13 protein-coding genes and 1 riboswitch are annotated in these 19,343 nt (G+C 46.9%); of the genes, 1 reads left to right on the top strand and 12 read right to left on the bottom strand.

What is annotated here, in order from left to right:
- Positions 1-79 precede the first annotated feature (79 nt).
- The 12 genes from ACXAJH_RS10675 to ACXAJH_RS10620 form a co-directional block, all read right to left on the bottom strand.
- Entirely contained in the window at positions 80-1,723 is a 1,644-nt protein-coding gene (locus tag ACXAJH_RS10675; protein WP_474989915.1) for a gamma-glutamyltransferase family protein, read from the bottom strand.
- A 204-nt stretch (positions 1,724-1,927) separates the two neighbouring features.
- A complete protein-coding gene (locus ACXAJH_RS10670) occupies positions 1,928-2,305 on the bottom strand; it encodes a hypothetical protein (protein WP_474969568.1) in 378 nt (125 codons plus the stop codon).
- A 43-nt stretch (positions 2,306-2,348) separates the two neighbouring features.
- Positions 2,349-3,506, bottom strand: coding sequence for a CapA family protein (locus ACXAJH_RS10665; protein WP_474969569.1), 1,158 nt, complete (start codon positions 3,504-3,506; stop codon positions 2,349-2,351).
- 12 nt (positions 3,507-3,518) lie between these two features.
- A complete protein-coding gene (gene pgsC / locus ACXAJH_RS10660) occupies positions 3,519-3,968 on the bottom strand; it encodes a poly-gamma-glutamate biosynthesis protein PgsC (RefSeq protein ID WP_160837953.1) in 450 nt (149 codons plus the stop codon).
- A gap of 19 nt (positions 3,969-3,987) precedes the next feature.
- A complete protein-coding gene (pgsB, locus tag ACXAJH_RS10655; RefSeq protein WP_474993898.1) occupies positions 3,988-5,169 on the bottom strand; it encodes a poly-gamma-glutamate synthase PgsB in 1,182 nt (393 codons plus the stop codon).
- Between the two features lie 298 nt (positions 5,170-5,467).
- The gene (locus ACXAJH_RS10650) at positions 5,468-7,345 is read right to left on the bottom strand and encodes an LTA synthase family protein (RefSeq protein ID WP_474993896.1); all 1,878 of its coding nucleotides are present in this window, start codon (positions 7,343-7,345) and stop codon (positions 5,468-5,470) included.
- Positions 7,346-7,465: 120 nt separating this feature from the next.
- Entirely contained in the window at positions 7,466-8,416 is a 951-nt protein-coding gene (gene mmuM / locus ACXAJH_RS10645) for a homocysteine S-methyltransferase (protein ID WP_474993894.1), read from the bottom strand.
- Positions 8,391-9,791, bottom strand: a complete 1,401-nt coding sequence (gene mmuP / locus ACXAJH_RS10640) for an S-methylmethionine permease (RefSeq protein WP_474993892.1) — start codon at positions 9,789-9,791, stop codon at positions 8,391-8,393. Before mmuP ends, mmuM begins: the two co-directional genes overlap by 26 nt.
- An 86-nt stretch (positions 9,792-9,877) precedes the next feature.
- A riboswitch (SAM riboswitch) is annotated at positions 9,878-9,981 on the bottom strand.
- Positions 9,982-10,107: 126 nt separating this feature from the next.
- Positions 10,108-12,567, bottom strand: coding sequence for a cell wall-binding repeat-containing protein (locus ACXAJH_RS10635; protein WP_474993890.1), 2,460 nt, complete (start codon positions 12,565-12,567; stop codon positions 10,108-10,110).
- A 98-nt stretch (positions 12,568-12,665) separates the two neighbouring features.
- Entirely contained in the window at positions 12,666-16,637 is a 3,972-nt protein-coding gene (locus ACXAJH_RS10630) for a cell wall-binding repeat-containing protein (protein ID WP_474993888.1), read from the bottom strand.
- A gap of 179 nt (positions 16,638-16,816) precedes the next feature.
- Positions 16,817-17,161: a VOC family protein gene (locus tag ACXAJH_RS10625; protein ID WP_474969576.1), complete on the bottom strand. Its 345-nt coding sequence runs from the start codon at positions 17,159-17,161 to the stop codon at positions 16,817-16,819.
- A 92-nt stretch (positions 17,162-17,253) separates the two neighbouring features.
- Positions 17,254-18,183 (bottom strand): aldo/keto reductase, encoded by a 930-nt coding sequence (locus tag ACXAJH_RS10620; protein ID WP_474969577.1) that lies wholly within the window; start codon positions 18,181-18,183, stop codon positions 17,254-17,256.
- A 149-nt stretch (positions 18,184-18,332) separates the two neighbouring features.
- On the opposite strand from ACXAJH_RS10620, the gene cidR reads away from it, so the two are divergent.
- Complete coding sequence (gene cidR, locus ACXAJH_RS10615; protein ID WP_474969578.1) at positions 18,333-19,223, top strand: cidABC operon transcriptional activator CidR; 891 nt, start codon at positions 18,333-18,335, stop codon at positions 19,221-19,223.
- The last annotated feature ends 120 nt before the right edge of the window (positions 19,224-19,343 follow it).

The following is a 19,343-nucleotide window of genomic DNA, read 5'->3' as shown; positions in this document are numbered from 1 at the left end:
TTCTCCTCTGCTTTATAAATAAGCTCAAAAAAATAAGACTGCAGTCCTAATATCGGACGGCAGTCTTCATTTGTTTACATTATTCGCTGTCTTTCACCTGCCAGGCTCCATCGCGGCGGTCATCCTTACCGCCGTACATCGTGCTGTTGACTTCATCAACAACAAGCGCCTGCACTCCGCCGTAGTAGAAAGCAGAGTCTTCCAGGTATACGGTATACCCTCGTTCTTCCAGTTCCTGCCTTACCGCAGGGTCAAAATCTTCTTCTACAAAGATGTTGTCATCCTCGATGTAAAAACGTGGAGCAGCGATAGCCTCTTCAATCGGTTCATCAAACAGGAGATTACGGGTCAACACCTGTGTCAGCACCTGCGGGATCCTTTTCCCACCCGGTGTACCGATGCCAATCTTTTTCTCGTCACTCGTTAAAATTGTCGGTGAAGTAAAACTGCGCGGGCGTTTTCCAGGCTCCTTATCATTCGGTTTCAACCCATTCATACTGAAGTTTCTCATCGTATCATTCAGGAAGATTCCGGCGACATTCTTACCAGAGCCGAAGAAGTTACTCAAGGAGTGAGTCGCTGTCACCATCATCCCGTCTTTATCTACAATGACGAAGTGGGTCGTATTATCATCATCTTCGATATCAGCAATCGAATCATCGACTTCATAGTTCTCCGATAGTTTATCCATGGAAATCGTAGAAGCCATTTCCTCAGAGTATTCCTTCGTCATGATTTTATCCGTTTCGATCTTATGGAAATCAGGATCAGCGATTTCACTCAGACGATCATCATAGGTCCGCTTAGAAATCTCCCCGATCAAATGGATGAAATCCGAAGAGGTTCCCTCTGAACTTTTAATATCAAGCATTTCAGCCATCTGCAGCGACTGAATGGTCGTTGCCCCTGCAAGCGGCGGCGGAGACGCATACACATCGAAGCCGGCAAATTCCCCTTGGACCGGTTCGCTCTCGACAACTTCATAAGCGCCGAAGTCGCTGACTTCCACTCCGTTGACTTCTCCGGCAATCTGTTCCGCAATTTCACCGGAGTAAAGAACGGAAGATCCCTGCTCCTGGATTTTGCGGAGCGTTTCAGCCAGTTCCGGCTGCTTCAATGTCTGGTTCGGCTCAACCGGCTGCCCTTGTGGATAAAAGTTTTGAAGCTGGCTCATGTTCATCCGGTAGGCCGCTCCCTGCAGACGATCTGTCAAATGCTTGTCCGTTGTAAAACCTTCCTCTGCATAAGTGACAGCAGGATCGATCAACTCGGCTATATCTGTCGTACCGTAGTCTTCATGAATGGCTTCCATTCCTTTAACAATGCCTGGAATGGCGAAATTATACTGTGGATCGCCACCGGAAAGTGGTGCGGTCTCTTTGTAGTTGTAACTTTTCGGGGTGTCTGCGTCACTTGGAAGAACCAGCATTTCCCCTCCGCCCCCGATTCCGGAGCCATAGGGCTCTACCACACCAAGGGTATATGTAACCGCTACAGCTGCATCAACAGCATTTCCCCCGTTTTCCAAAACTTCCATCCCTACTTGAACGGCAAGCGGGTGTGTGGAACTGACCCCGTAACCATTCGTCGTTTCAATCGGATCCGTCGTCTCCACTTCGTAATCCACTTCATCACTTTGAAACTTCCCTTGACTGTAGTACACAATACCGACGCCTACAACCACAATGATAAAGAGGCTAATAAACAACCCTTTATTCTCCATCCATCCCGACGCACCTTTCATCTTTTTAAATGATTGATTTAAGAATTACAGCTTTCGTAAATCTTTGGTCCTTTATGTCTCTATAACATTTCCCATGTAATTTTAGTATTTTCAGAACGATTTCTATTATATGATAAAAACTTTCAAACAACAAATACTCTATGCTTTTGAAAAAGAGCACATTCCTAAGAATGTGCTCCAACATTATGACCCAAGCTTATACTTTTCATAGTACTGTTCGCGGTTCTGCTCCCAGTCGGTCAATGTCGTTTGATAGACCTGCTCACCGGAGTTGTTATAAACACGGACAATACTTCCATCACTTGTGACAGCATAATCATTTTCTACAGCAGCTTCCGTCTGAGGCTGCTCGGACTGGACACTCTCCATGCCGGCACTCGTTTCTGCTGATGCCGTCAAAGGTTCTGACTGCTCCTCAGCTGCTGCCTCCGCTTCCTGCTGGAATACATCAATTTGGTACGCCTCTGTAGCAGACAATGTTTCCAGCTGCTTATACTGCGTCATAAAAAACATAGCTCCGAACAACAAAACAAATGGAAACACCGATTTAACTACTTTCATCTTCATACGCACTCCTTTTTTAATGTAGAACGCCGGTATACAATTACTGGCTGTTGTTTTTCTGCTCTAAAATGGATGAATGATCGACTTCTATCGTTAATCTGCCGTTCTCCTCTGTGAAGTTTTCCTGTGGCTCTCCACGAGTCAACTGCAGAAAGATTTTCTTCTGGTTATAAGGATTGGTCGTCAAGGATGGTCTCGCTTCCCTGATCCTCATCGGGAGGATTTCGAAACGGCCTGTCCCGTCATCCATCAAGTTGTAATTGACCAGAGCACTATCGCGTGTTCTGGACCATCCCTGGTCAAAAATAAAGTTTCCAAGACTGTAAAAGATTACAGAATCCTTATACACTTCCACCGGTGACAAGACGTGTGGGTGGTGCCCGATGATGACATCTGCTCCTGCATCCACAATCGCCTCGGCCAGTTTCCGCTGTCTCGGGTGCGGTTCGTTGTCGTACTCGGCTCCCCAGTGGATATGGACAAAGACCATATCCGAGTTCTCACTCGCTTCCTGTACTAAAGGCAGGAACTGTTCAGGATCGGCATCTGCCACACCTGCACGGAACTGCAGGGCCTCGGAACCGGCTACAGGAACATCAGAAAACCCAAGAGTCGCAACGTTCAAACCGTTGATCTCCTGATAATCAATCTCCTGAGCTTCTTCAATGTTTTCCCCTGCCCCCACATAAGGAAGTCCTGCTTCGGTAAGGGATGCCATCGTTTCAATCATCCCCTGCTCCCCGAAGTCCATCGTGTGGTTGTTGGCAAGGTTGATGTTCGTGAAGTTCATCCTCGCCAGTGATTGGACAGGTGAAGCATCTGAACTTAAATGAATCGATTTTTCAAGCTTCTGGTAACTCTCTTCGTCTTGAAGGGTGACCGCATTCTCAAAGTTACCTGTCACATAATCAGAACTCTGGAAGTACGGGGCCACATTTTCAAAAAGAAAGTCGGTCCCTTTATTCTCTGTAACCTCCAGCACGTGCCGCCCAAACATCATATCGCCTACGAATGTGGCACTGAACTCAGAATCTTCCTTGGATTCAGCTTCCGGGACAGGCTGGGTATAAAACATTTCAAATCCCGCGATAAACAGGAAGGTCACAATCAAAGCGATGAATACATGCTTTGGGGTGGCCTTTTTATCACGTTTAATCCTCTTCAGCAGTTTCTCTTTGAAATCTAATTGTTTAGACATGTGATATCCACCTTAAATCAGGTAATAAACCGTCATGATCAAGAAAGTCAGACCGCTGAGCAGCAATGTACTTGCTGTTGTGACAACCAAGCCCTGCTTCTGCATCGTATTAGCGATCAACCCTGGTACAATAACCCCGATGCCGCGGAATTCCATAATCTCAAATGGAACAACCGGGTAGAGGAAATCAAACAGCAGCTTGAGTACAATCCCTACACTCAGCATCGCTGCAAACTTTCTGCGTCCGTACAAAATTGTAAACTTTGAAACTCCAAATGTAACAATGACATAAGTGAGTAGACTAATAAAAAAGACAACCGCAATAAAAATCGGCTGGTCAAAGACCAGAGCCAGATATCCGGGTACAACGAGGCCTGCGGGCAGGACACCCGTTTTCTCAGCAAAAATCAAGCTTAGAATGATCCCTAATACAAGGGATATATATAAATCCGAACCAAACATTTCTTTCATTTCCCCCTCGTCAGCTGACGCTTGTTTGAATCTTATAATCCTGCATTCGTTCAATCATCGGTTCTGCAGCTCCGTGAATGTTTCCAACTCCATAAATGACGCGGTCCGTGAACATCTCTGAAAGGACATCCATAATCTGATCCGTCGTCTTCCCTTCTAAATCAAGCAGCGTTTCCACTTTGATCTTTCCTTCGTCAACCGCCGTGACAATCGGTTCGGTCGTTTCCCCGATTAACACAAGCGTATCCGTTGGAATGTAAGGAAGAACGTCACGGGCGAACTGTTCCGTACGATCCACACGGTCTTCCCGGCAGTTCATGACCACAATCGGATTCTCTGTCGGATATCCGAGGAACTCCACACGTTTCCATATATTAATTGTAGAAACGGCATCATTCGCAGCAAAACCGTTCACGAAGTAAGATGGTTTCTCTTGGTCTCCCATCGGGAGGATCCTCATCGCTCCCGGGTCCGGCTGAGCGTTCAGCATTCCTCTGTATGCTGTTTCCTCATCGATACCGAGGGCCTGAGCGACGCCTAATGCTAACGAAGCGTTTTCAGGAAATACCATATATTCAAATTGCAGTAAAAACGAATCGGAAATTCCGCTGTTATCCGCAACAATCACCTCGGTGTTTCGTTTCGCTGCAATCTCTTTAAACATTTCTACATAAGGACTTTCTGAAACAATTAAATGACCGTTGTATGGAATCGTAGCCGTAAAGGATTCAGCCACCTCTTCCAATGTCGGACCCAGAACATCCATATGGTCTTCCAGGACGTTTACGATGACTCCGATATTGGCCTGGAGCATCTTTTCCTGGAACGTGATCTGGTAGTCAGGATTCACTGCCATGCACTCACTGATGAGGGCTTCTGCACCACGATCGACGGCTTCCTTCACAACCATTCTCTGCTCCCTGATGTTCGGACCTTCCGGACGCCGTTTGATCGGCTGTTCTTCCGGTGTATCCCAGAAAATCATCCGGGCAGACGTTCCTGTTGTCTTTCCAATTGTTTTGTAACCCGCTTCTTTTACAATCCCCGTAACAAGACGTGTAACCGTGGATTTCCCACGTACCCCGTTGATGTTGACGCGTATCGGCAGAGCATCGATGTTCTTTTTATGACGCTGCCATTCATAAATACCAGCAGCTAGAACGATGATCAGCACAATAGGGATCAGTAGCATATGAGCTCACTTCCTCTTAAACATATTTCTTCAATAGACTAGATAATTATAGAATAAGCCTCATCGTTCGACAATACTTTTATAATGGACAGCGGAAAATATAATAGTAGATTTACAATTTTTGTTCACAATAGTCCTATGTACCTAATCATAGAAGACACAACTCATAAACTACCAAAATCCTTCCAATTTGTAAACAGAAGGACACCATTCCATTAAAAATTCATAATTCTATCATTTCCCGACAGAAAAAAAGAACCTTACCCAATATAGGACAAGGTTCTGTATAGTTCTTATTTTAACGCAGGCTTTCGAAGTAGGCATCCGACCATTGGAGCAATTGTAGAATGTCTTCTCTTTCCTCTTTAAAAGCATGATTCGGGTCTTTATACGTATCTTCAATCCGCTCGTTTGTTTGCATATTCAATATACGTGCATCGAAGCGGCTGTTCTGTGCAATATAGAACGTTCCATTGTTCAGGAACGAGCTGGTCGGAACATAGTAACGCATACCGAGCAGGTTGTTCTCATAATGAAGCAGGTTATGTCCAAAGTACAGGGACTCCGGTTCCACACCCAGCAGATTCAGGAGCGTCGGCATCATATCAATCTGCCCGCCGGTATGATCATTCGTTCCTGTCAGCTCCTCTTCACCGGGGACACCTACAATAAACGGGATGTTAAAACGGTTCAACAAGGAATACCGCTCCCCTAAAAAGTCAGCAAGAAGATCCTGATCCTCGTCTTTAAGCAGTTTGCCGTGAAGACCGGAATGGTCGCCGTAGAGGGCAATGACTGATTCCTCCCAGAGGCCGCGGTCTTTCAAGTCCTGGAAGAACTCCCCAAGCGCCTGATCCGCATAATGAACAGACTGGAGATAGTTCCCTGTTAAAGTTCCTTCGTATTCAGGAGGAAGCTCCAGGCCTTCTTTGTCTGCAGGCATTTCAAACGGTGTATGACTCGTTAACGACAGCACATGGGCATAGAACTTGTCATACTCTTCGTCGATTTCATCAATCGCACCCATCGAGCGATGGTAAAACCATCCATCCGATGGTCCGAAGCCGACCGTATCTTTCTCTCCGTAAAACTTATCATCATAATAATCATCAAAACCAAGAGCTGGATAAAGTTCGTCCCTGTTCCAGTACTCCACCTCATCGGCATGCATGGTCACGTTATGGTACGACTTTTCATCAAGCATTCTCGGCAGAGAGGGAAGTTCCATGCCGCCGACTTGATCGGTGGTCGCTTTTTTCCCTAATGGATAAATTGACGTATTCATGAGGAACTCTGCGTCTGATGTATTGCCTGAACCGATCTGTTGGTAGACATCCGTGAAATACATACTATCGTTCAGCCATTCATTTATGTTCGGTGTGATTTCCTGGCCATCGATCGATTCACCGATAACGAAGTCCTGAAGCGATTCAATCTGGACGACGATCAAGTTCCGATCTTCCGCCACTCCGAAATGATTATGCTCACTCATCGGCGTATAGGAATTGCCTTTCAGCTCTTCTATTTTCTGCTGCGTGACATTTTGATCTTCACCGGAAAAAGCGAAGGCTTTTTCACTGTTTGTCTGGTCCTGGTAATACTGAACAAACTGCGTATTGAATAAGCCGTTTTCCTTAGCAAAAAGAGCGCTGTCGAGAATGGGCTCTCCTTTATTCATTTGAAAATTGAAAATGGCGATTACAAGACCCGCAATAAGGAAGACAGACATAGCGAAATTGGACGTCTGTTTCGTTGGATACGTCCATGTCCTGCCCACAATCCAAATGACAACAAGCAGAAGCAGATCTGCGAGAAACAGAAAGTCTGTGCCATTGACGAGCAGCCACATGCTTTCATTCACACTGCCAACTTGATTAAGCTGGGATAGGTCATAGTATGTAGGAACGGTTCCGAAGTAACGCTCGTAAATCAACATGCCAATAAACAAAAGAGACAAAAACAAATCCAGAACAAGATAGGCAGCCGCTTTGCCCCGCTTAAAGACAAGCTCAATGAGAGCCATAAAAATCAAGATAAACGAAGCATCATACCAAATTCCTGCCCAAATACTCGTATCTTGAAGAAGCAGATAACGCAAAATTATAAACTTCAAGGAAATCATAATAAAAAAGTAAAAGAAATAACTGGTTAGTAAACGTTTCATCGAATCTTTCATATAAACACCTCTCTATTATTCTACCCAAATGTAAAGTTTATGTAAACTTAATGTAAATAAGATAGAATAAGGCCGCTTCATCAGCATGGCTTCAAAAAGCGCTTGAAAAGATTCTGTTATTCACTCTGATTTCCACATGTCTGCGAGCTTTTTTATATGGGCGGGCGTCGTTCTGCAGCAGCCACCGATGATCCTTGCTCCATGCTCGTACCAGAGTTTGGACTGCTCATGAAAGTCAAGCCGGCTGGCAGACCCATGCCACGTCTTCGTTTCCGGATCATAATCTTCCCCGGAGTTTGGATAGACGATCAGCGGCTTGCTCGAACAGCGGTTCAACTCTTGTAAAGCTTCCGCCGCATGTTCCAGAGGCGCACAGTTCACACCTATAGCAGCCACATGTGTATTACCCTCCAACGCTGAAGCGACCTCCTTGAGCGGAGTACCCTCACTGATCGATTGACCATCTTTTAACGTAAATGAAATCCATGCAGACGCAGATGGATACTCCTGTAAAATTGAACCGATCACCTTTGCTTCCTGCAGAGAAGGCAGCGTTTCAACCGCTAAAACGTCAGCACCCGCTTCAACAAGTGCTTGAATACGTGGTTGGTGAAAATCAAATAAAACCTGATCCGTGACGCCGTAATGACCGGAATACTCCGAGCCATCCGCTAAATAGGCACCATAGGGTCCGACAGAAGCAGCTGTAAGCGGCCTTGGCCGCTCAAGATTTTCCCTCCACACTTCGTCCCGTGCTTCCCCGGCAAGCGTGACCGTTTTTTTAATAAGAGTGACAGCCTCTTCTTCTGATAAGCCCCTTTGGGCAAAACCATCAGTCGTCGCCTGGTAGCTTGCGGTGATGCTGATGTCTGCTCCCGCTCTGTAGTAGGAGGCATGCACATCTTTGATCGCTTCAGGTTTTTCCAACAGCACTTTTGCGGACCATAAAGGATCATCAAGATCGCATCCGTATGATTCCAGTTCCGTTGCCAAAGCCCCGTCCAGGAGAACCATCGATTGTTTTTCCAAAAGAGATTCAATGGGATTAGATAGATTTTGTTTGTTGGACATGTTTTACTCCCCTTTTCTTTTTCATAGATTCTCTCACATAATAAGCCGCATAGCAGAATGCAATGAACGGACCCCCACAGTACAAGGCGATCCGCTGTGTCGGATCAAAGGCAATGCCGATACAGGATGCCAGGCATAGAAGAAAAGCCGCAATCGGGACCACCGGGTACCACGGGGCTTTGTAGGATAAACCACTATCATTTCCTTCTGCCCGCCGGTGTGCCCGCCGGAAAAGGAAGTGGGAAGCGCTGATGCTCATCCAGACGACGACTACAGCCAGCCCTGAGATCGATACCAGAATGATGTAAACGGTATCCGGGGCGATGATACTGGATAGCAGCGCCAGACCGCCGCCAAGCATACTAAAGATGATCGCTGTCAAAGGAACTCCCTTTTTTGTCAGCTTCGCAAACACCGGGGAGATGGTATCCTTGTCCGCCAGTGACCACAGCATACGGGCCGACGCGTATAATCCGGAGTTGGCTGCGGAAAGGATGGCTGTTAATATGACAAAGTTCATAACATCGGCCGCATAAGGAATACCGATGCGGTCAAGGACTGCGACAAACGGACTTTCCACAACCCCTGCCGCCTCACTTGGAAGAAAGATGGATAAAATGACAATGGTCCCAATGAAGAAAATGATCAACCGTGCCACCGTTGTCCGAATTGCCGTCGGGATGGTTCTCGCTGGATCCTGCGTTTCCCCTGCGGCAATCCCAATCAATTCTGTACCGGAAAAAGCAAAATTGACAGCAAGCATCGTCATGAAGATTGCCGTTATACCATTTGGAAACAAGCCCTCACTCGTAAGATTTGAAAAGAATGGAGCCGGTTCTGACCCCGACAGCTGTATCCACCCAAAGGCGGCCCCAAATCCGATAATGATAAAAAGGACAATGGCTGCCACTTTGACAGAGGAAAACCAAAATTCTGCCTCCGCAAAAAATTTCACACTAAAGGCATTGAATCCGAAAATAAGAGCGGCGAACAACGCACTCCAAATCCACACACTTACATCGGGAAACCACCGCTGCATCAAGAGCCCGGCAGCTGTAAATTCTGACCCGAGAGCTACCGTCCACGTCAGCCAGTACAGCCATGCTACAGTAAAGCCTGTCCCCGGCCCTATGTAGTTATGAGCGTATGTATGAAAAGCCCCTGTTTCAGGGTTATGAACGGCCAGCTCTCCTAAACAGAGCATCACCAGATACACGACCAAAGCACCAATCAAATAGGCTAGGATTGTCCCGAACGGACCGGCCTGCTGGATGGTGTACCCTGAGCTTAAAAACAGTCCCGTACCGATAACTCCTCCCAGTGAAAGCATCACCAGGTGTCTTGTTTTCATTTCTCTCTTAAATTGATATTCCATTTGTCTCCCCCCTTGTGATGGTGGGCAAACAATTAAAAAACGCACCCTTGAATGAGTGCGTCAACTGACAAATAATAGATGGAAGTCTCTTATCGATCAGGATTGTTCACCCGCTGGAATTAGCACAGTATCTCAAAGACCTGCTGCTGAGGCTTCCAAGGGCCAGTCCCTCCACCTCTCTGGATAAGATATTTTTTTATAACTCTACTAGTCTTAATCATAATTGTCAATTTATTTTCAATATTCTATCCTTCATACCATCCAAATGAAAAGCCCCTGGTTCATAACCAGAGGCTTTTCACTCATACTCATATGCTTATTTCTGTTCCAATTGCTCTGCCACTTCATCGCTGACAGCATTTGTACCGCCGAGCACCTGGAAGTTGTTGATTTCAAGCTTTCCAATCGTCTCTTTTGTGGATTCCGGAAGCTGATCCAGCTTAACAAGGAGCATGGATGCTTCTTCCTTCGCAGCCAGAACAGAGCCCGCTAAAGCGTCAGCGAAGTTCTGACCATTCGCTACGAATGTCTTCCCTTCCTGCACACCCAGCTGTTCTGCAATGGTAGAGGCTGTTTCATAACGAGTCTTACCGCTGTAACGGGAAGCGTCAGGAAGCATCGCTTCGACCTCTTCAGAAATGGCATTCGTTCCACCTACAACAATGCTCTGTTCAAAGTCAGCAAGAGCTGTTTTGGTGATGGATGGCAGCTCATCTGTTTTAGAAAGGAGAATCGGGTAGCCTTCCTTCGCCGCATAAGGAGCCACAGCCAGAGCATCCGGATAGTTGAATCCATCTGCTACAACTACATTCTCAGGGTTTCCGTCAAGGCGGGCGGCAATATTGGCTGCCGTGTCAAAGCGCGTTTTCCCAGAGATGCGATCTACGTCGACACCCATTCCTGATAATTTGTACTTCACATATTCAGAAACGGCACCGGTCCCTCCAAGAATAATCGCTTTTTCAGCACCCAGGCGCTTGATTTCCGCAGCTACTTCACTGTTCAAGTTTCCGGACTTTGTCAAAAGGATCGGCGCATCTTCCTTGTAGGCAAGAGGAGCACCGGCAAGAGCATCCGCAAACTCATCTCCCCGGGCAATGACGACTGTGTCAGCAGAATCCCAGCCTTTTTTAGAAATCTCAACGGCTGTTTGGTAACGATCCTCTCCGCTCACACGTTCTGTCGTTTTTTCAACAATACGGGATTCTTCATCAGGAGAAACCGTGCCCTGTTCATCCAGATATTCATTGAATACTTCATAGTCTACAAAGAATAATTCTGTCATCTTACCGGCATCCTTGGCTTCCTTGAATGTTTCATATCCATCGCCACCTGCGGCGATAAAGGCGTTCGTAGCCACCGTGTATTCTTTGTCCAGATCAAGCGCTTCATATCCATGGTCTGTTTTCACTTTGACATTAACGATACGGTCTCCTGCTTCATTTGAGCGATCGAACGTATATTGCATTCCCGATACATGAGCAAAACGGCCGCCGGTATTCTCAATGTCGCTCACTGCATTTTCAAGAGCCTCCCACACCTGCTGCCCTGTTAGGTCCAGAGTGACAAGGGTGTTACCAAATGGCATCGTTGTAAGGACTTCTCCCATCGTGATTGGTCCTTGATCAATGGAAGCACGAATGCCCCCACCATTCTGAATCGCAATTGAAGTAGACGGCACTTTGTCTTTAGCTTTGGCAAGCATACTGTCTGTGATTAAGTTTCCAAGATTCGTTTCTCCACTTCTTACATCATTACGTTCTCCGTTCAAGGCAACCGTCGTTTCTCCAACGACTTCTTTCTTCAATTCATCAAGAGGCTTCTCCAGTTCAGCAAGCAGTTCGGCTGCTTCTGCATTAGGTGCTACATCACTTTCTTCTACATTGATTAACTTTCCATCCCATTCCGTAAGTACACCTTCACCATCAAAAGATACTTGAAGGTCTCCAAGGTACTCTCCATATTCTGATGCCTGGACAACAAGTGTCGGCTCAGCCTCTTCGTTATAGACAAGCGGCTCCTCCAGCTTTGTATGGCTGTGAGATCCAACGACAACGTCCACCCCTTCCACTTCCTGAGCAAGCGTTTTGTCATAGTTAACGCCAAGGTGGGTCAGAGCGACAATCTTATCGACGCCTTCTCCTTCAAGCCTCTTCACTGTATCTTCAGCCTTTTGGAGATAGTTTTCGAAATCAATGGTATCCCCGGGATTGGCAAGGAACTTCGTTTCTTCTGTCGTCAAACCGAATACCCCGACTTTTTCACCATCGACATCGATGACGGAAGCAGGATAGATATTTCCATTGTCCCCAGGCATGCCGATTTCATCGTTGAACAATCCGTTCAAGCGCTCATCCTGACTGTAGTCAATGTTGGCACTGACGATCGGGAATTCAGCTTGATCAATAAAATCAGCGAACACTGACGGCCCGTCATCAAATTCATGGTTTCCTGGAACCATCGCATCATAATCGAGCATATTCATGAACTGGACGTCGGCAAGTCCTTTGTACTGATTGTAGAAAAGCGTACCTGAGAACACGTCCCCGGCATCAAGAAGGATTGAATGGTCACGGTCAGCACGGATCTGATCAATGATGGTCACACGTCGGGGAACGTTCTCTAAGTGTGCATGCGTATCGTTCGTGTGCATAATCGTCAAGTCAAAATCGCCCTCAGCGGCTTTTACTTCTCCTCCAGGAATGGCCAGAGTCCCCAATGCAATGGCGCTTGTGACAGCGGCTGTTGCCAACACTTTCAAATTCAGATTTTTCATTTTCTTCATTCTCCCCTTTTATAAGTCTCCGGCATCAGTTCTGTCCCGCCTCTGCTGGGAAAGGGCAGATCCGATGCTGGAGGAATAGATGGAACGTTTCAGTCCTGCAAACCATTCAGCACATCATCGCTTACGGCTTTTGTTCCACCAAGTACATGAAAGTTACGGTAGTCCTTCCTTTCGATGACATCATCAATGCTGTCCGGAATATCGTCCGGCTTCACTAAAAGCATAGGCGCATCGTATTTTGCAGCAAGGACAGATCCGGTCAGAGCGTCGGCAAAGTCACGCCCTGTAGAAACGAAAGCGGCTTTAGAATTTCCGGAGAGTTCGCCGGCAATCTTCGCTGCTGTTGCGTAGCGGTCTGCTCCACTGATGCGCACAGCGTCAGGAAGCTGATTCAAAACTTCATCACTGACCGCTTTCGTTCCACCTGTAACAATCGTGCTCTCCATATTCTTTAAGGCACGCTCGGTTTCAGACGGCAGTTCGTTCGTTTTGGTCAATAGAATCGGATAGCCGTTTTGTGCAGCAAAGGAAGCCGCAGACAGAGCGTCCGGATAATTTCTTCCGTCTGCTACGATCGCTTTTTCCGGGCTGCCGTCGAGACGAGCGGCAATGTTGGCAGCCGTCTCATAGCGGTCTTTTCCGTCAATACGTTCAACAGAAAGACCCTGACCCTCAAGCTGGTAGCGGACATAATCGGATACCGCACCGTCGCCGCCCAGAATGACCGCTTTTTCCGCACCAAGACGTTTCAACTCTGTTTTCACTTCGGATGATAGTTTATTAGATTTCGTCAAAAGAATCGGGGCATCCAGCTTATACGCAAGCGGGGCTCCGGCCAGGGCGTCTGGGAATGAATCCCCGCGTGCAATGACCACCGTTTCCGACTGATCCCAGCCTTTTTTAGATACTTCAATGGCTGTTTGATAGCGGTCTGAACCGGAGATCCTCTCGGCGGTATCCGCGAAATCAATCTGCGCAAGCATCGGGTCATGGTCACTGGCGCGTCCGGCTTCTTCTGAGAAGTCAGCATTGATATTGACACTGTCGATCGACGTGCGTTCGGAAAGATTGTTGGTCACTAAAATGTGATCGAGCACCTGGGAGTTCCCTTGATAGTTATAGGAATAACGCTCTTCTACCGGAAGCTTCTCCACCATATTTGTCATCACATCGCCTTCAAGGGCATGAATCGGGTTGGAGAATTCAAAATCATTCAAGTCGCCCATCACGACGACGTTTGCATCACTGACACGATCCACGACTTTCTGGACGAATTCATTGACGACTTCCGCCTGCTTCATCCGCTGGACTTCGCTGCCCAGTTCAATCGGATGGCTGGCTCCAAACAAGGCATCATCTCCGCCTTTGGAGTTAAAATGACTTGTAACGACAACGATTTTCTCCCCGTTGAACTCAAATTCAGCAGCTAAAGGCTTACGGGAATCATCAAACGCTTCATTTTCAGGGTCAATCCGTCCGGGGTTCAGCGTAAGGCCGTTTTCATCCACATCCACCGCTGTCACAGCGTCCCCTTTTTCTTTGTCAGGAAGAGAAACCCGCTCCGGGTTGTAGATAAATCCGACACGGATGTTCCCTCCCGGCTGGCCGCCATCGGTCTTATCCAGCGGAGCGACATCTGTGAACTGATACGACGGTCCGCCGGCATCCTCAATCGCTTGGATAAGCTTCTTGTAGGACTCATCAGCCTCTACGGTGCCGTCATCCGTCGGGCCGTTATTGTCCTGGACTTCGACAAGTCCGATAATGTCAGGCTGGTTCAGGTTGTTTACCATAGATTCGGCAATGCGGTCCACTTTTTCCTGAGGAGTATCCGCAGAGAAGTTCTCCATGTTGTACGTGGCCACATTCAGTTTATCTTCTTCCACCTGCAGGTCAGACGTTTCGCGTTCCGTCCCGCCACCTTCAACCGTTGGGAAATCCCCGGTTGTCCGGATTTTAAAATTACTGTAATCATATCCGACGACACCTGTGATTGATCCGTCCATCTGATCGCCTACGGTGACATCAACATCGTACCCATCGATATCCACAAGAACCCGCTCCGGGTTGTAGTCATCAGGGGAAATGAGCAGCCCGCCGGCATTTGTCATCCGCTGGTTTTCACTTTTATCTACATAAACGGCTACTTCATCGTACTTTGGAGGTCCTGTAACCGTGGCATCTTTCAGTTCCACGCGCATTCCTTCCAGACTTTCATAAAAGTCGATGGCGTCCTCCTCTGCATCAAAGCTGGTCAGACCGTCATCCTCAATATTTTCGGTCGGCTGGATGCGGTCCTCACCGATGATCGTCGTATCCGGCAGCGTCTCATCAGAAGAAGTCACTTCCACAGCAGCCGCACTAATCTGCGTTGTCAAGAGATCGTCCGCATCATCATAGCCGTCTTCTCTCCATTCGTTCACCTGGCCATTGACATTAACGACATCTCCGACTGCCACACCTGAATTTCTGGAATAGACATAAATACCTTCAGAAGTGGCCACTTCGCTGTCAGGATCCTGGTCCTGCATATAGAAACCGCTGCTCCCATCCAAGGCGGTTACCACTCCGTCTACATTCTCCACGTTCATATCCTTATAAGGGGATTCGTGAGCTGCACCCTGAATGTCATGAATATCTACATGATCAAGCGGCGCCATGACTTCATATGAGAAACTCGCCGTTTCACTGACCTCTCCACTGTCTTTGATAACAACAGCTTTGATCGTTGTATCTTCATTCAGTGTGATAGGACCTGTGTAGGCAGTACTTTCTTTTGTCGGGTCACTTCCATCCATCGTGTAGTAGATCGACGCATCCGGCTGGGCGGTACGAAGTTTGATTTCGGACCCTTTCACTACGCTGCCTGATGACGGGCTGGCAGCTACTGAGAAAATGGTTTCAACGACATCGGCTTCTTCTCTTGGAACAAGGCGGTATTGATTAAAATCATACGTAACAACGCCTTCAACCAACTCATACGTTTTACCGGCTTCCATTTCCACTTCTGTTTTAGGAGAGATCAGGAAAGTGCCCTTTTCATCTTCAGCAATATAGTCACCGTATTGATTCTTCTCTGTAACGGTAATATTATTGACCTTTACATATTCACCTTCGAAGTTCTCTCCCTCATCAGAGGAGAAATCTTTACTTTTCACGAGCTGAGGATCCGGAATTCCTTTGTTTTCAGTTGTCACAGATACCTGTTCAGCACTTGTTTCAATCTGTTGCAGGCCATAATAATCAGTCAAAGATCCCTGTGCAGTTACTTCATCCCCAATAGAAGCATCCAGACCAGCGGCGCGGACGACAATGCCTGCCGTATCATCCTGTATGTATATGTTGGTTTGTCCGCCTTCTACAAACGATGCTGTCACAATCCCCTGAACTTTGACCGTCGACCCATCATCCACACTTCTCGCAGCTTCAATTGTTTGTAATTCCACCGGCTCATCCGGTTCCGGTTCAACATCTTCTGGATATTGTCCTAAATAAGACAAGGTATCTTTCGGGTAAGTATTGTACGAAGCGTCTACATCAAAACTGTCTGATAGATCGGTATCTCCAGTAAGCTGATCCATTTTCCGGGTGAGTGTAACGTCTTTAGCAAAATCATCACTCAACCCGACCTGCCCGATGGAGTCAACGACCACTCCATCTTTTTTAAGAACAAGTGTGTCATTTCCATTGAAGCCCATCGTCTGATCCTTGGTTATTTCATCCGCTACGTCGAGAATATCCGGTGACGCTTTCTCATTCGCAATCACATGCGTTTCCCCGGCGGCCAGTGTGCCTTTAAGCTCGAAGGAATAGGTAGGTTCCCCGCTCCCCCCATTATGGTGATCAAGCGTAAACTGACTAAGGTCTATATCCTTTTCTGTCCCATTGAACAGTTCCAGCGCTTTATTAAAGGAACCGCCTTCCACATATTCCGAAAACAACAGCGTATCTGCTGTGGGTGCTTCCGCTTTGACATTATAAGCGGGTCCGGCAAACATCCCCAGCACCATAGAACTTACAACAACTGAACTTACCCCTTTGACGAGGCCTTTTTTTTTCATTTGTGGTCCTCCCCGATATTTATTGACACGATACACCAACATCCCCCATTATAAAGCAATAGTTGTTTGATTTGTGTAAATAGTATTAATATTAGACAAATAATATGTATCCGTTTACAATCAAAAGAATAGACATCTGCCCACAACAAAAGCCCGGCTGATTTGCCGGGCTTTTGTTTTTATAAAGAGGATAAGATGGTCACAGGCATCCCGTCAGGAGCGGTTGTCGAATACATCTTTTCCCCATGTTCTTCAATGGGGCCGTGAACCTCAACCCCCTGCTGTTTAGCGTGAGACGCAAAAGCATCCGCATCATCCACGACCAGCTGCAGCATTTTCACAGGCATCATACACTCATTTTTGTGCCAGAATTCAAGCCAGCTGTCTCCTGTCTTAAAAATACCACCGCGGTATTCCTCCGTATCCTCCCACGCATTCTCGATGCCCAGTTTGTTCTGAAAAAAATCCACCATCGCCTCGCTGTGTTCAGAAACATCAACATACCTGTATCCAAGAATTTTCATCCTCCACCTCTTTCCTTTTCTATTTCCAGGATGGCCCCTTCCACCTTTCTTATTCTAGCCACAGAAAAAAAAGCCTGCACAAAGGCAGGCTTTCAGGAAAAGATTTGATCGATTTTGGAGATTTCATCATCGCTCAACTTCACATCCAGCGTTTTCAGATTATCGACGACCTGCTCGGTGCGTTTTGCGCCGGGAATAACCGCATCAATAGATGGCTGATTCAAATACCACGCCAGGACAATATGAGGAATGTCCACGCCTTTTTGTTCAGCGATTGGACGCAGTTTTTCAACTTTATCCAGATTCTTCTTGAACTCTTCCCCTTGGAACAATGGGTTTTCTGCACGCAGATCGTTGAACGTCGTATTTTTATCATACTTACCAGCCAACAGCCCGGAAGCAAACGGGAAATATGGAACAAAGCTGATTTGGTTGTCCGCTGTGTAAGGAAGCATATCTTCTTCCGCCCCACGTTTGAACAGATTGTATTCACTTTGAATCACATCCACATATCCGTCCTTGTTGGCTTCTTTCAACTGGTCGACAGAGAAGTTGGAAACACCAATGGATCGTATTTTCCCTTGGTCTCTCAGTTCTTTAAGGGCACCGACCGCTTCGTCTTTCGGCGTATCCTCATCAGGGAAGTGGATATAAAACAGGTCGATATAATCGGTTTGAAGACGGTTCAAACTGTCTTCAACAGACTGCTTTAAAAAAGCAGGGGAGTTGTTGAACACAACCTCTTCACCCTTGAATTCATGAGCACCTTTAGTCGCAAGGATGATATCATCACGCTTATATTCGCTCATCACTTGTCCGACAAGTTCCTCAGAACGTTTCGGTCCGTAAATAAAGGCCGTATCGAGAAAATTCATGCCGTGGTTCAGTGCTGTCCGGACGACGTCCTTCCCGGCTTCCTCATCCAGGTTCGGGTAAAGGTTGTGTCCTCCGACGGCATTTGTACCAAGACCAATGGGATTGACATACAAATCTGATTTACCGAGTTTTGTTTTGTTATCCATCTTCTCATCTCCTTCTAAAATTCATCCTTTTTCGGTGTTTACCACAATCCGGGTGTCCAAAAACAAGTGATTGCTGCATCCGGTCCATGATTGATGTCTCGAACCTGCTCCTTTATGATGAGAAAAAAACGTCAAAGGAGATTTCATTCATGGACATCCGCCACCTGCAGTATTTCATTGAAGTCGCACACTTCCAAAGCTTCACGAAAGCAGCTGAACACCTCTATATCTCCCAGCCAACCATCAGTAAAATGATTAAAAACCTCGAAAACGACCTCGGTGTCGAGCTTTTCGAGCGGCGGAGGAAAAAGGTCGTCCTGACAGACGCGGGGCGGCTCATCCTTACCCAGGCGAAAACCATCGATAAAGCCTTTCAAAATCTGACGACTCAGCTGGATGACCTGCTCGGTCTGCAGAAAGGCCACCTGCGTATCGGCCTGCCGCCGATCATGGATGCCGAGGAGTTTATCCAGACACTTGGAAGCTTTCACAAAAAATATCCGCACATTACTTTCCAACTGGTCGAAAGCGGGGCAAAAAAGATCGAGGAACAGATTCTCCAGGAGGAACTGGATGTGGGGATCACTGTACTGCCGACGGATGAAGCACGATTCCATTACTTTTTCCTCTTAAAGGAAGAACTGGAAGTCGTCCTCCATCCGGAACATCCGCTGGCCGGCCGGGAAGAAATCCAGTTGACGGAACTGAAAGAGGAATCCTTTATATTATTCAACAAGGACTTCGTCTTGAATGACCGGATCTCGACGGCCTGTCAGGAAGCTGGATTCCTGCCGAAAATTGTATCGGAGAGCTCTCAATGGAACTTTATAGGCAAAATGGTCGCTTCCAATTTCGGGATTTCCCTGCTTCCTAAAAGCGTCTCCCAACTACTGAATGACAACGTCCGCAGAATCAAAGTGACCCAGCCTTCCATGGCGTGGGAACTGGCTATCATCTGGCCGAAAGATCAATACATCTCCTTTGCCGCCAAAGAGTGGCTGGCATACACCCAAAACCGCATGCACAGCATTGAATATTAATCAGCTTGGACTTCCAAGCTGATTTTTTCATGCCATTTTTTACTGGTTGTAAGCATTTCCATAGATATTGTCTATCGTAGGAATGCCGGATTGCTATTTCACTTTCTCTTTTTTCAGGCT

Source organism: Halobacillus sp. ABD4_316 (genome assembly GCF_056161385.1).
This window is presented reverse-complemented; position numbering and strand designations above follow the sequence as displayed.

Coding starts and splice junctions, on each gene's coding strand:
- ACXAJH_RS10675 (WP_474989915.1), bottom strand. CDS start 1,723: ATGGAGAATAAAGGGTTGTTTATTAGCCTCTTTATCATTGTGGTTGTA.
- ACXAJH_RS10670 (WP_474969568.1), bottom strand. CDS start 2,305: ATGAAAGTAGTTAAATCGGTGTTTCCATTTGTTTTGTTGTTCGGAGCT.
- ACXAJH_RS10665 (WP_474969569.1), bottom strand. CDS start 3,506: ATGTCTAAACAATTAGATTTCAAAGAGAAACTGCTGAAGAGGATTAAA.
- pgsC (WP_160837953.1), bottom strand. CDS start 3,968: ATGTTTGGTTCGGATTTATATATATCCCTTGTATTAGGGATCATTCTA.
- pgsB (WP_474993898.1), bottom strand. CDS start 5,169: ATGCTACTGATCCCTATTGTGCTGATCATCGTTCTAGCTGCTGGTATT.
- ACXAJH_RS10650 (WP_474993896.1), bottom strand. CDS start 7,345: ATGAAAGATTCGATGAAACGTTTACTAACCAGTTATTTCTTTTACTTT.
- mmuM (WP_474993894.1), bottom strand. CDS start 8,416: ATGTCCAACAAACAAAATCTATCTAATCCCATTGAATCTCTTTTGGAA.
- mmuP (WP_474993892.1), bottom strand. CDS start 9,791: ATGGAATATCAATTTAAGAGAGAAATGAAAACAAGACACCTGGTGATG.
- ACXAJH_RS10635 (WP_474993890.1), bottom strand. CDS start 12,567: ATGAAAAATCTGAATTTGAAAGTGTTGGCAACAGCCGCTGTCACAAGC.
- ACXAJH_RS10630 (WP_474993888.1), bottom strand. CDS start 16,637: ATGAAAAAAAAAGGCCTCGTCAAAGGGGTAAGTTCAGTTGTTGTAAGT.
- ACXAJH_RS10625 (WP_474969576.1), bottom strand. CDS start 17,161: ATGAAAATTCTTGGATACAGGTATGTTGATGTTTCTGAACACAGCGAG.
- ACXAJH_RS10620 (WP_474969577.1), bottom strand. CDS start 18,183: ATGGATAACAAAACAAAACTCGGTAAATCAGATTTGTATGTCAATCCC.
- cidR (WP_474969578.1), top strand. CDS start 18,333: ATGGACATCCGCCACCTGCAGTATTTCATTGAAGTCGCACACTTCCAA.